General features: G+C 64.5%; 12 protein-coding genes. 8 read left to right on the top strand and 4 right to left on the bottom strand.

Annotated elements, in window-relative coordinates; all coding sequences use genetic code 11:
* Nucleotides 1-12 precede the first annotated feature (12 nt).
* Complete coding sequence (locus LAQ74_RS09760; RefSeq protein ID WP_224332363.1) at nt 13-579, top strand: YdcF family protein; 567 nt, start codon at nt 13-15, stop codon at nt 577-579.
* Between the two features lie 185 nt (nt 580-764).
* Here the strand turns inward: LAQ74_RS09760 and LAQ74_RS09755 are convergent, their stop codons facing one another.
* A complete protein-coding gene (locus LAQ74_RS09755) occupies nt 765-2135 on the bottom strand; it encodes a geranylgeranyl reductase family protein (protein ID WP_224332362.1) in 1371 nt (456 codons plus the stop codon).
* Nucleotides 2136-2261: 126 nt separating this feature from the next.
* Here LAQ74_RS09755 and LAQ74_RS09750 point away from each other — a divergent pair, with 126 nt between their 5' ends.
* A complete protein-coding gene (locus LAQ74_RS09750) occupies nt 2262-2912 on the top strand; it encodes a DUF6517 family protein (RefSeq protein ID WP_224332361.1) in 651 nt (216 codons plus the stop codon).
* 43 nt (nt 2913-2955) lie between these two features.
* Nucleotides 2956-3309 carry a hypothetical protein gene (locus LAQ74_RS09745; protein ID WP_224332360.1) on the top strand — a complete coding sequence of 118 codons (354 nt, stop codon included), beginning with the start codon at nt 2956-2958 and terminating at the stop codon, nt 3307-3309.
* Nucleotides 3310-3689: 380 nt separating this feature from the next.
* Here LAQ74_RS09745 and LAQ74_RS09740 read toward each other — a convergent pair whose 3' ends face one another.
* Both LAQ74_RS09740 and LAQ74_RS09735 read right to left on the bottom strand, forming a co-directional pair.
* Nucleotides 3690-4556: a 2-oxoacid:ferredoxin oxidoreductase subunit beta gene (locus tag LAQ74_RS09740; protein ID WP_224332359.1), complete on the bottom strand. Its 867-nt coding sequence runs from the start codon at nt 4554-4556 to the stop codon at nt 3690-3692.
* A complete protein-coding gene (locus LAQ74_RS09735) occupies nt 4553-6310 on the bottom strand; it encodes a 2-oxoacid:acceptor oxidoreductase subunit alpha (protein ID WP_224332358.1) in 1758 nt (585 codons plus the stop codon). Before LAQ74_RS09735 ends, LAQ74_RS09740 begins: the two co-directional genes overlap by 4 nt.
* A 256-nt stretch (nt 6311-6566) precedes the next feature.
* On the opposite strand from LAQ74_RS09735, the gene LAQ74_RS09730 reads away from it, so the two are divergent.
* The 4 genes from LAQ74_RS09730 to LAQ74_RS09715 all read left to right on the top strand — a co-directional run bounded on the left by LAQ74_RS09730 (nt 6567) and on the right by LAQ74_RS09715 (nt 10883).
* The gene (locus LAQ74_RS09730; RefSeq protein WP_224332357.1) at nt 6567-7199 is read left to right on the top strand and encodes an FAD-dependent oxidoreductase; all 633 of its coding nucleotides are present in this window, start codon (nt 6567-6569) and stop codon (nt 7197-7199) included.
* An 84-nt stretch (nt 7200-7283) separates the two neighbouring features.
* Nucleotides 7284-8780, top strand: a complete 1497-nt coding sequence (locus LAQ74_RS09725; RefSeq protein WP_224332356.1) for an ATPase domain-containing protein — start codon at nt 7284-7286, stop codon at nt 8778-8780.
* 40 nt (nt 8781-8820) lie between these two features.
* Nucleotides 8821-10485, top strand: a complete 1665-nt coding sequence (locus tag LAQ74_RS09720; protein WP_224332355.1) for a bacterio-opsin activator domain-containing protein — start codon at nt 8821-8823, stop codon at nt 10483-10485.
* Nucleotides 10486-10532: 47 nt separating this feature from the next.
* On the top strand, nt 10533-10883 hold the full coding sequence (locus LAQ74_RS09715; protein WP_224332354.1) for a DUF7344 domain-containing protein: 351 nt from the start codon (nt 10533-10535) through the stop codon (nt 10881-10883).
* A gap of 120 nt (nt 10884-11003) precedes the next feature.
* Here the strand turns inward: LAQ74_RS09715 and LAQ74_RS09710 are convergent, their stop codons facing one another.
* Nucleotides 11004-11237, bottom strand: coding sequence for a hypothetical protein (locus LAQ74_RS09710; RefSeq protein ID WP_224332353.1), 234 nt, complete (start codon nt 11235-11237; stop codon nt 11004-11006).
* 96 nt (nt 11238-11333) lie between these two features.
* On the opposite strand from LAQ74_RS09710, the gene LAQ74_RS09705 reads away from it, so the two are divergent.
* Nucleotides 11334-13034: an acyl-CoA mutase large subunit family protein gene (locus LAQ74_RS09705; protein WP_224332352.1), complete on the top strand. Its 1701-nt coding sequence runs from the start codon at nt 11334-11336 to the stop codon at nt 13032-13034.
* The last annotated feature ends 119 nt before the right edge of the window (nt 13035-13153 follow it).

The following is a 13153-nucleotide window of genomic DNA, read 5'->3' as shown; positions in this document are numbered from 1 at the left end:
CCGACCCGACGTATGGTAATCGTCGCACTCGGCGACCGACTCCGGTCGGACTCGATTCATCGCCACCTTCGACGACGCGTCGACACCGCCGTCGACGCCTTCGAGGAGAGAGACGCCGCGTACCTGCTTTTCACCGGCGCGGCGACGAACCCGGACGTGCCGCGCGCGGAGTGTGAGGTCATGGCGGAGTACGCCGAATCGAAGGGCGTCGCTCCCGAACGCATGCTGCTCGACTCCCACGCCCACGACACCCGCGGGAACGGCTACTTCGCTCGGCTGTTGGTCGAGAAACACGCGCCCGACGCGGAGACGGTGTCCGTCGTCAGTTCGCGGCGTCACCTCGAACGGGCAGGGTACATCTTCGAGCAGTGTTTCGGCGACGCCTACGAGATAAACGTCAGCTACGCCGTCGACCCGGAACCGAAGTACGACGGATTTCCGGAGGCAGAGATTCGTCGACTCCGTGAGCAAGACCGAGAGTTCTTCGACGGAATCACACCCGGCGATACGGACGCGATTCGGCGGCGACTCGCCGCCGACGACACGGCGTACGCGTGGTTGGCCGAAGACAGCGAGTAAACCGATTACCCCTGTACAGTGCGGGCGAAGAATCGAGCGTTTTTGCACCGCGAGTGAGGCCGAAGGCCGAGCGAGCGGGCCGACGACTGAACGGAGTGAGTGAAACGAACGAAGTGAACGAGGAGTGCTTTTGGTCGAGCTTTTGCCGAGGGCCGCGTCGCGGCCCGCAGAGCAAAAGGTCGGTTCTAGTACTTCGGGTCCGCACCCGTGATGGCGTACACGTCGTCCATGATGTCGTCGCGTACCTCACGCCACGTCTCGAACCCACCCGGACGCGCCGGATACCGGTCGTAGTGCGCCTTCAACTCGTTCGCTTTGCTGCGGACGCGAGCCAACTCGAACAGCGTGTCCCAGTGGCCGAACGTCTGCACGAGCGTCCGGAGCTTCAGACCGAGGTTCATCGAATCGGTGCCGCCGCGGCCGACAGCGTCGGCGAGCTGCTGACCGGGAACCGACGTGACGATACCGACGAGTTCGTCGACGTCGTGGACGCCGCCCCAGATGTTGTAGAGGTCGATGGCCGCGAAGCGTTTGCCGAAATCGGTCATCACGTCGTGGTTGTACATCCACAGCGCCTCCTCGCTCACGTCGCCGTCGCCGACGGCCGCGATGGCGCGGTTGGCCGCGCGGTGGGCGGATTTCGCCGCCCCGGGGATGCCGCCGCCGGTCGTCGGATTGACGTGGCCCGCGGCGTCGCCGACGGCGACGAATCCGTTCGCGACCGCCGAGTCGTAGGGTCGTCGAGTTGGAAGCGCCGCACCGAGTTTGTCTTTCACCGTCGCGCCGGTGAACTCTGCGCGGCCGCGGAGGTCTTTCTTGAGCGTCTCGACGAGTTTCATCGGCTCCTTGTTCATCTGGAAGCCGAGGCCGACGTTGATCTCGGTCGCCGTGCGCGGGAAGTACCAGAGGTAGCCCAGTTCCTCGGTCGGTTTGAAGACGATGGCGTCGTCCCAGTCGACGGGGTCGGGGATGTCGACGACCTCGCGGTACGCCGAGCAGAACTGCGAGTAGTTGACGTTCGTGTCGAACGTCGTTCCCGAGAAGTCGGTCTTGTCCTGCAGGAGCGAGAGCGCACCCGCGGCGTCGATGGTGACCTCGGCTTCGTAGTCGACAGCCTCGCCCTTTCGCTTGGCGCGGACGCCGGTGACCGTTCCGTCCTCGGCCTGCGTCACGTCCTGCACCACGGTGTCGTAGTGAATCTCCGCGCCGGTTCGCTCGGTCTCTTCGAGGATGACCTCGCCGTAGCGCTTGCGGTCGACGACCGCGCCCGGTTCCGACAGTGGGATGTCGAGCGTCTCGCCGTCCGGACTCTCGAACACGGCGCGCCGGATGTTCCGGTTGGTGAACGACTCCTCCTTCAGATAGTCGAGGTCGATAACGTCGGGGAACGAACTCTTCCCTTTGATCGCGTCGCCGCAGGCGATGTGACCCGCCTCCTCCGGCGACTTCCGCTCGATGATAACGGTGTCGAGACCCGCAGAGGCCGTCGTCGCGGCGGCGAAGGCTCCGGCGGTGCCTCCCCCGACTACGACGATATCATACGTATCCGCTGGCATAAACAGGTAGTTTCCCGCCAGTTCATAAAAAACGCGTGCATCCATTCACGGACGGTGACGGGTCCAGCACGACCGAGAGTGTTCGGTTGGAGTAAGAGATTTGGTCACACACGCTCTCCGGAGTGTATGAAACGCGCACAGTTTCTCGTGCCGGCGGTCGCGCTCCTGGTGGTGCTCTCGGGTTGCGTCAGCGCGGACGCGCTGACGCTGGAGTCGAATCCGGCGTCGATACCGGATTCGGCGCTGGCGGACGCGAGCTACGAACCCGGCGAGAGCCGGTCGGTCGTCGTCGACCGCCGCGTCGCCGTCGCCGGGGCCGGAGCGAACGTCACGCTCGTCGGCTGGCTCTCGTCGTACGCACGCTCCGATGGTGGCGCGTCCGTCGTTTTGCTCTCGACGCCGAACCCCGACGTCGCGGGCGTCTCCGCCAACCCACTCGCCGGAGAGACGAACGACGAACTCGTCGAACGACTGCTCGGCCTCTCGAACGAGGTCACCGGCGACTCTGTCGGTGACCTCCGCCGCGTCGGCGAAACCGAGCGAACGGTTCTCGACGAGCGGGCGACCGTCGTCACGTACGAGGGTAACGTGAGTGCAGAGAACGTCTCCGTCGACGGGTCGACTGCGCAGTCGAACGAGTCGATCGCCGTGCAGTTCCACGTCGCGACCGTCAGCCACGGCGACGACGTGATCGTCGCGCTGGCGATGCACCCCGCCGACCTCGACGAACAGGAGACGGTGCTGTCGCTGTTCGAGCGTATCGAACACCGGGATTGAGACACGACGGAAAGGATACATCACCTCGCTGCGCACGGCGACCATGGTCTCCCTGTTTTTCTCCGAGACGGTCCTCTGCACGCCGGGCAGCGGCGTCCCGCAGACGCTATTCGGCGTTCTCTTGTTCGGCTTTGCTCTCGTCTGGGCGCTCGCAAACCTAGGCAGCCCGTGGCTTGGACAGCCGTCTCTTTCGCTCGTAGTGTCAGTTGCCACGTCGCTACTGGGGTTCGCAGCGTTTCTATTCGGGCTACTCCTGATTGGGCTCTTCGACGACCTGCTCGGCTACGGTGGATTCGGCTGTGGCATTCAGTGGGTGTACCTCCCTGCGGCTGCCATGTCGTTGGCTGGTGCTCTGCTACTGCTCTGGACGGGACGACGGGTTTGGCAGACAAAGTAGCGACTTCGACGTGTGGACGTACGACTGTGTTGAGGGTTGTAACGAACAGACGGCACACCGACTCTCCCACCCGCGGAGCGGCGCGCCGTACACCCGCCCCGACCGACCCCGCGACGACTCGTCAACGCATGGGGGGGTCTGGTCTCTTCTTTACAGATAAACCCTCGTCGCGGTGCGGTCGCTGAAGCGGTTGCGGTCGCTGTGCGGTACGGTCAGCGGCAAGTAGTCGTACCGCGAGCGAGGCCGAAGGCCGAGCGAGTGGCCTTTTTGGTCCACCGGGAGAGCTCCGCTCTCCCGAGCGTTCGTTCACTACGTTCACGAACACAGATTTTTGCGCCGAGCGGTCGCGCAAAGCGCGACCCGAGGCGGAAAAAGGGGGGTTAGTAGAACTCTCGCACGAGGTCCGTCGCGTCCTCGGGCGCGCCGTCCGGAATCTCCGCCATGTTCTCGGTGAGGCCGTGCTGCTCCTCGTACGGCACCGAGTTCTCGTTCTGATAGATGACGCCCTGATACTCTTTCGAGGCGTCGAGGATGCGGTCCTTCGCCGCGTCGTAGTCGTGGCGGTCGTAGTCGTCGTCCTCGGCGAGGTCAACGAGGTTGTCGCGGAAGTAGTCGTACGTGTCGACGTCGTTGAACGTCACGCACGGGCTGAACACGTTGACGAAGCCGAAGCCGTCGTGTTCGATGGCCTCCTGGACGATCTCGGCGTGTCGCATCGCGTCCGAGGAAAAGGACTGCGCGATGAACGTCGCGCCCGCCGCGAGCGCCAGCGCCATCGGGTTGACCGGCGGCTGTTTCGGGCCCTCGGGCGTCGTCGACGTCTCGAAGTCCTCGCGCGAAGTCGGCGAGGCCTGCCCCTTCGTGAGACCGTAGATGCGGTTGTCCATGACGACGTACGTCATGTCGACGTTCCGGCGGACGGCGTGGACGAAGTGGCCCGCGCCGATGGAGTAGCCGTCACCGTCGCCGCCGGCGACCATCACTTCGAGATCGGGGTTGGCCATCTTCACGCCCGCGCCGACCGGCAGCGCGCGGCCGTGGACGCCGTGCATCGCGTAGCTGTGCATGTAGGTGCCGATCTTGCCGGAACAGCCGATGCCGGCGACGACGAACGTGTTGTCGGGGTCGTTGCCCGTGTTCGCCAGCGCCTTCATCATGCCGTTCATCGTGCCGAAGTCGCCGCACCCGGGGCACCACGTCGGCTGTTTGTCGGACTTGAAATCGGTGAATCGAACGTCTGAGCTCATGCGGTAATCTCCTGTGAGAGCGTCTCTTTGATGTCTTCGGCCAGTTCGTCGGCTTTGAATCGGACGCCGTTGTACTTGTTCACGCGCTTGACACGGGTAAGGGCGTCGTGTTCGAGGATGTCGGCGAACTGTCCGGTGTTGTTACACTCGACGACGATGACGTCGTCGGCGTCGTTGATGACCTCCGTGAGGTCCGGACGCGGGAAGATGTACGGTACCGAAATGAAGTGGACGTCGACGCCGTCCTCCTCGAGGAACTCGATTGCTTCGACCATCGCGCCCTCGTTCGAACCCCACGAGATGACGAGGTTTCCTGAATCTTTGTCGCCGAACTCGCGGTAGGCCCACGGTTCGCGCTCCTTGGCCGTCTCGACCTTCCGGTTGCGCTTGTCGACCTGCTCGACGCGCATGTCGGTGTCCTCGGTCCGGCGACCGAGTTCGTCGTGTTCGAGACCGGTCGACATGTGTGCGCCGCCGCCCGTCCCGGGGAACGAGCGCGGACTCACGCCGTCGTCGGTGAGCGCGTGGGGTTTGAACTGCCCCTTCTCGTTCTGCCACTCGCCGATGGTGTCGTCGTCGACGACCTTGCCGCGATCGATCTCGACGGCGTCCATGTCGAACTCCTCGGGCGCGAACGTCTGCTCGGTGACCGCCATCGCGAGGTCGGCGGCGAGGTAGACGGGCGTCTGGTACTTCTCGGCGAGGTTGAACGCCTCGACCGTCTTGTGGAAACACTCGGCGACGGTGGTCGGCGCGAGCGTGAAGCGCGGGATCTCGCCGTGACCGCCGTACACCATCTGGTTCAGGTCGCCCTGCTCCTGTTTGGTCGGCATCCCCGTCGAGGGGCCCGAGCGCATCACGTCGACGATGACCAACGGCGTCTCGCTCGTCGCGATGAGACCGAACGTCTCGGTCATCAGGTCGATACCCGGACCGGAGGTGGCGGTCATCGCGCGGGCACCGGCGCGCGCGCCGCCGAGTGCGAGGTTGATGGCCGCGAGCTCGTCTTCCGCCTGGACGACGTGACCGCCGTACTGCTCGATACGGCCGGTGAGATACTCCATCACGTCAGTCGCGGGCGTGATGGGGTAGCCGGCGTAGAAGCGGCATCCGGCGGCGATGGCACCCATGCCGATGGCCTCGTCGCCGTTGAGGAGCACGTAGTCGTTGTCGGTCGTCTCGAGGTTGTAGTCGAACTCGTGGTCGTAGTTCTCGTTGACGTAGTCGCGTCCGGCGCGGGCGGCCTTTCGGTTGTTGTCGACGATGGCCTGTCCCTTGCCGCCGAAGCGTTTCTCGAGCGAACTGTCGAGATGTTCGATGGGGAAGTCGGCGACGGCGCACGCCGCGCCGAGCGCGACGACGTTGCGCATGATTGCGCCACCTTTCTCCTCGGCGATACTCTGGAGGGGAACGTCCAGCCCGACCATTCCCTCCGGAATCTCGACGCCCTGCATCGTGGTGCGCTCGCCGTCGTAGACGATGACGCTGCCCTCGTGCAGTTCGTCGAGGTTCTCGTCGATGGTTCGCGGTGTGAGCGCGATGAGTACGTCGAGTCGGTCCACGACACTCTGCACTTGGTCGACCGAGGTTCGGACTTTGTACGCTGTGTATCCGCCGCGGATACGAGACGCGAAGTCCTTCGAGGTGAACACGTGCCGGCCAGCCCGTGAGAGCGCCTGGGCGAAAATCTTCCCCGTGGAGTCGATGCCATCGCCAGCCTCTCCGCCGATGGCCCAGTTGAAGTCCGCAGGCATGCTAATCGGTGCTACCTCCGGCCGAATCAAAAGCCTTCTGAAAGGAGCGGGGGTGGTGTCCTCCCGCATTCGGGCGTTTTTTCGCCAGAGACTCCTCAAAAAAGCCTACTTTCGATGCGACTCTGTGACGGGTTTCCAATCGACTCCGCTCGAACTGTAAACCGTCTTATCTCATCTCGGTCTCGACTCGGCGCCGTCTCGCACGCGCTGACGAGAGTGGGAAGCGACTTTGTGGTGGCCCCCCAATTGCCCGGACATGGACGCAACCGTCGCCGTCACCGACGTCAGTTCGGTCGGCCCGAACACGGTCGCTATCGTGCTCGAATCGCCCGACGGGTTCGACGCTCGTCCCGGCCAGTTCGTCAAGATAGCCGCCGCCGTCGATGGGGAGAAGTACGCGCGCTTCTACACGCTCTCGTCGCCGGACGCCCGCGAGACGTTCGAGATAACCGTCGGCGTCGACCCCGAGGAGGCCGGGCCGTTCAGCCGTCACCTCCTCGACCTCGAAGCGGGCGACGAGCTCGACATCTCCGGGCCGTTCGGCAACGAGTACTACGAAGACGAGTCGGCCGTCGTCGTTCTCGCCGGGGGACCGGGCGTCGGGGCGGCCGTCGGACTGGGCGAGCGCGCGCTCCGCGACGGCGGGTCGGTCGCGGTAATCTACAAGGACGACGCGCCCGCACACGAGGAACGACTCGCGGACCTCCGCGAGCGCGGCGCGACGGTCGTCGTCACCGACGGCGACCTCGCCGACCACGTCGCCGAGACGTACGGCGACGGCGCGCAGGTGTTCGTCTACGGGTTCGCCGGCTTCGTCCAGGAGGCGCTCGACGCGCTCGAAGCCGAGAACGGCGACCCGGCGGACGCGAAGGTCGAGAACTTCGGCTGACACCGGCCGACCCGCCGACTCGGAGTCGATCTCGGTCGACATGCGTCGTAACGACAAAATACCAGTAGCGTACTATTGGGGACGATGGAAAAGGTTAACCACGAGTCCGCGCGACGAGATGCGCCTGCGAGCGAGCGTATCTCGACGGGTGTCGACGGACTCGACGACGTACTGTGCGGTGGATTCGTCCCGAACCGGACCTACATGGTTCGGGGCGAACCCGGCGCGGGCAAGAGTATCCTCGGGGTGCATTTTCTGCGTGCCGGCCTCGAAGCGGGCGAGTCCGTACTGTACATCAATCTCGAAGAATCAACCAAGAACATCAGGGAGAACGCCGCCTCGCTCGGACTGGAGTTGGACGGCGTCGACTTTCTCGACCTGAGCCCGGACTCGGAGTACTTCGCGCAGAACCTGACGTACGATATCTTCAGCCCCGACGAAGTCGAGGGCGACTCCGTCACCGAGGAGATAACGAACCGCGTCGAGGAGCTCAACCCCGACCGACTGTTCATCGACCCGCTGACGCAGCTGCGGTATCTCGCGCCCGACGACTACCAGTTCCGCAAGCAGATCCTCTCGCTGATGCGCTTTTTCAACGTTCAGGGGTCGACGGTGCTGTTCACCGCCCAGGCGACGGAGACGCGACCGGACGACGACTTACAGTTCATCTGCGACGGGACGCTCAACTTGAAGCGAAGCGACGAGAAGCGCACGCTGACGGTGACGAAGTTCCGCGGGTCGGACTTCCAGAGCGGTCCGCACACGCTCACCATCGACCGCGGCGGCATCGAGGTGTACTTGAACCAGCTCCCGCAGGGGACCGGCCGTGAGTTCGAGACTGAGACCATCTCCTCGGGCGTCCCTGGACTCGACCAGTTGCTCAGCGGCGGCATCGAGCGGGGGACGGTGACGATAATCACCGGCCCGACCGGCGTCGGCAAGACGACGACCGGCATTCAGTTCATGAAGGAGGCCGCGGGTCGCGGTGAACGCTCCGTCGTCTACCTGTTCGAGGAGAACAAACGGACGCTCAGAGAGCGCAGCAACGCCGTCAACATCCCGGTCGATCAGATGCTCGACCAGGACGTGCTCTCGATAAACGAGACCGAGTCGTTGTCGCTGAGCGTCGACGAGTTCAACGAGCGAGTCCGCCGGGAAGTCGAGGAGAAAGGCGCCGAAATCGTGATGATAGACGGCATCGTCGGCTACAAGTTCGCGCTCCTCGGCGAGAACGACGAACTCACGCGCAACCTCCACACGCTCTGTAAGTACCTCCAGAACATGGGCATCTCCGTCATTCTCATCAACGAAGTGCAGGACATCACCGGCGACTTCCAAGTGACAGACGAGGGAGGCCTAAGCTATTTGGCGGATAATATTTTATTCCTCCAGCACCTCGAACTGAACGGAGAGATGCGGAAAGCTGTCGGCGTGTTGAAGAAGCGGACGAGCGACTTCGAGCGCCAACTTCGGGAGTTCCGCATCACCGAGTACGGCGTGCAAATCGGCGACCCGCTGACGGGCCTCCGCGGCATCCTCAGCGGTCGACCCGCACAACCGGACGAAGAATTCGAACCATGAAACGAAAACCACGACGGAGATGGACGAGGCGGAGTCGGTTATGAGAGACCGACTTCTCGTCGAGCAGGCGTCGAGCGACGCGCTTCCCGCCGACGAAGCGCGAATCTTGCTCGCGATGAGTCACGACGAGAACCGGTCACTACTCGCGGAGGTCCTCGGCACCGACCACCGCGTCGTCGAGCGGGAACCGGCGGACGTCTCGCCGGGCGAAATCGACCTCTGCGTACTCGACCCGCAGACGCTTTCGAGACACGTCGACGCGTTCGAGACGCTCAAGAGCGACGCCGAACCGCTCCACCTCCCGTTCCTGCTCGTCGTCCCCGAACAGAACCTGAGCAACGGGGACGTGTGGCGGCAGATCGGCGCCCAGTTCCCACCCGGCGTCGACGACCTGATCCGGACGCCGGTGTCGAAAGCCGAACTGCACGGCCGTATCCAGTCGCTCCTTCGCGCGCGCAAGCAGTCTATCTCGCTCGGCGAACAGCGCGAACGCCTCGACCGACTCAACCGCGTCAACTCGGTTATCCGGGAGGTAAACGCGGCGCTGGTCGGCGCGAAGAGTCGCGACGAAGCCGAGGAGCGCGTCTGCACGCGGCTCTCGGAGGCGGGGCCGTACTGCTACGTCCGCATCTGCAAGCCGCGGGCGACACGCGAGACGCTCACGGTCAGTACGACGGTCGGCGAGACGCTCGACCCACCGCAACCGCGGGCGGCGACCAACGGCGACCTGACGCACGGAACCGCCGCGTGGCGGGCGTACCGCGAGCGAGCGACGATAGCCACCGGGTTCGGCCAAGACGAACTCGCGATGCTCGACGACGGGGACTCCGACTGGGGCGCGTGGGCCGAACGCGGGGGTGTCCGGGCGTTCGCGTGCGTCCCGATTCGGTACCGAGACACGGTGTACGGCGTCCTGGAGGTGTACACGACCGAAGACGACGCCTTCGACGAGGAGGAGCAGTCGGTGCTCGACGAACTCGGAAAGACCATCGGACACACGGTCAACGCCGTCGAGAGCAAGCGCCTGCTGTTAACGAAGGGAGCGACGGAGGTCGAACTCCGCCTCGCGGACGACGGCCCGCTGTTCGAGATGGTCGCCGAGACCGAGGTCGAACTCAGACTGGAGGGCGTCACCGGGACCGACCCCTCCGTCGAGTTCTTCACCGTCACCGACGGCGACGCCGAAGCGTTTCTCGAACGGGCGGCCGACTCCGAGTCGGTGGCCCGGCACCGGTTCGTCCGCGAGACAGACGCCGGCGCGCTCGTACAGTTGGTGTTCGACGGGGAGTCGGTCACCGAGACGCTGACCGACCTCGGTGTCACCGTCGACGCGCTCGTCGTCGACGACAGCGGAGCCTCCGTCGTCGCGCTGCTCCCGCAGGATGGCGACGTGGGCGCGTGTATGCGCGGGCTCAGGAAAGCGTACGACAGCGCCGAACTGCAGTCGCGCAGACAGGTCGAGCGCCGACCGCTGACCGAGGGAGACTTCGTCTCCTCCGTCGAGTCCGACCTGACGGCGCGGCAGCGCAACGTGTTGCAGGCGGCGTATCTCGCCGGCTACTTCGACCAACCCCGCGAGAGTTCGGGGAAAGACGTGGCGACGTCGCTGGATATCTCGCCCGCGACGTTCCACCAGCACATCCGAACGGGCGAGCGAAAACTCGTCTCGAAACTCTTCGGCGCGGTGACATTCAACGGTACCTGATTCTTTGGGTAGTCGTACTTTACATATCCGACTCATCGGTATAGATCATGAGTTCGCAAGAAGTGACGGCCGACGCCGGTATCCAAGAGACGAAACAGACGAAAAAGTTGCTCGACGCGCTGGCGAGTCCGCGCCGCCGTCATCTCATCCACGCGCTCTCGGACCAACCGGGCCCGGTCACGGTCGAGGAACTGGCCGAGGAGATTCACCGCCGCGAGTCCGAGGCGGGCGAGACGACCCATCCCCAGCAGATAGCCGTCTCGCTGCACCACCTCCACCTGCCGAAACTCGCGACGCGGAAGCTTCTCGAATACGACACCGCGCGCAAAGAGGTGACGCCGACCTGCGAGACCGACGACGCGAGTTACGCGCTCACCTCCGCCGGCTTCCACGACTGAACAGTAACTTCGACCTGGTTTTCCGACCAACCGACCGCCCGTAGCGACCCGCACGCGGCGCGGTGTGTCGTCGACTCCGTACGTGAGCGTCGTCGGCGACGAAGAGGAAACGAAACGAGACTACCCGACGGTGAGCGCCAGCAGCGCGAACGCGCCGCCGACGCTCGCGACGGTCACACCCACGGCTTTCACGAGCGCCGCGTCCGACGAGAGCGGCGGCGCGTCCGGATTGCGGTGGCGATGCGGAAACGCGAGTGCGCGGAGCGAGGCGATTCGAGTCGGTGCGACGGCGGCCACCACTCCCAGACAGAGGAGCGTGAGGCCGAGTGAGACGTCCAACGTGGCGGATGGCATCGTCGTCCGGCGAGGGGCCGCTGTCGGTTATAGGTCTTCTCGATTCGGCTCTCCGAGACCCGAATCCTTAATGAACAGTCCGGCAAATTTTACGCCATGTACGACGACGACGACCTCGCCGAGATACGGGAGGCCCACGAGGAGTGGGCCGAGGAGACGCGCGACCCCGTGGTCGAGCGCTTCGGCGAGCGCAAAGACCGGTTCGCGACCGTCTCGAACCTCGAAATCGACGACATCTACACCCCCGAGGACGTCGCGGACCTCGACTACGCCGAGGACCTGGGCTTCCCCGGCGAGAAGCCCTACACTCGGGGCGTCTACCCGACGATGTACCGCGGGCGGACGTGGACGATGCGGCAGTTCGCCGGCTTCGGCACCGCCGAGGAGACGAACGAGCGCTTCCACTACCTCATCGAGAACGGTCAGACCGGCCTGTCGACGGCGTTCGACATGCCGTCGCTGATGGGCAAGGATTCGGACGACCCGCTGTCGGACGGCGAAGTCGGCAAGGAGGGCGTCGCCGTCGACACGTTGCGCGACATGGAGGTGCTGTTCGACGGCATCGACATCGGCGAGGTGACTACCTCGTTCACGATCAATCCCTCCGCGCCCGTCGTCTACGCGATGTACGTCGCGCTCGCGGACGAACGCGGCGTCCCCCGCGACCAGATAGGCGGAACGTTCCAGAACGACATGCTCAAGGAGTTCATCGCGCAGAAGGAGTGGGTCATCCCGCCGGAACCCTCGTTGGACCTCGTCACCGACACCGTCGAGTTCGCCGCCGAGGAGACGCCGCGCATCCGGCCCATCTCCATCTCGGGGTACCACATCCGAGAGGCCGGGTCGACGGCCGTGCAGGAACTGGCGTTCACGCTCGCCGACGGCTTCGCCTACGTCGAAGCGGCGACCGAGCGCGGCCTCGACGTCGACGAGTTCGCCCCGCAACTCTCCTTTTTCTTCAACTCGCACAACTCCATCTTCGAGGAAGTCGCGAAGTTCCGCGCCGCCCGACGTATCTACGCCCGCGTGATGGAGGAGTGGTACGACGCCGAAGACGAGAACTCGAAGCAACTGAAGTTCCACACGCAGACGGCAGGACAGTCGCTCACCGCTCAGCAACCGCTGAACAACATCGTCCGCGTGACGATTCAGGCGCTGGCGGGCGTGATGGGCGGCACGCAGAGCCTCCACACCAACAGTTTCGACGAGGCGTTGGCGCTGCCCTCCGAGGAAGCGGTTCGGGTCGCGCTCCGAACCCAGCAGATCATCGCCGAGGAGTCGGGCGCTGCCGACAGCATCGACCCCCTCGCCGGGAGTTTCATGGTCGAGTCGCTCACCGACGAAGTCGAGGCGAAGGCGATGGCGTACATCGAGGAGATTCGGGAGATGGGCGAGGGTTCCGTCCGCGACGGCGTGCTCTGCGGCATCGACGAGGGCTACTTCCACCGCGAGATTCAGGACGCCTCCTACGAGTACCAGTCGCGCGTCGAGGAGGAGGAGGAGGTCGTCGTCGGCGTCAACAAGTACGAGATGGACGAGGACACGACGCTCGAACTGCTGCACGTCTCCGACGAGGTACAGGAGCGACAGCTCAGCCGGCTGGAGGAGGTGAAAGCCGAACGCGACGACGACGCCGTCGAGAAAGCGTTGGAGAGCCTCGAACGCGCCATCGAGGGGGGTGAAAACGTCATGCCCGTCCTCGTCGACGCGGTGAAGGCGTACGTGACGATGGGCGAAATCATGCAGGTGTTCGAGTCGAACTACGGTAGCTATCAGGAGAAAGTCGGTCTCGCCTGACAGCGGTCGGAGCCGAATCCCGCGTCCCTTCTTTTTATGCTGTAACGTCCCGCTCGAAACGAGTGAAATCGCCAGCGGTCGGCACCTTCACCGATTGCGTCCGGTGGTAAATCTTATCA

Source organism: Haloprofundus halobius (genome assembly GCF_020097835.1).
Lineage (GTDB): Archaea > Halobacteriota > Halobacteria > Halobacteriales > Haloferacaceae > Haloprofundus > Haloprofundus halobius.
The sequence above is the reverse complement of the archived record's forward strand: the minus strand, read 5'-3'. Positions and strand labels throughout refer to the sequence as shown.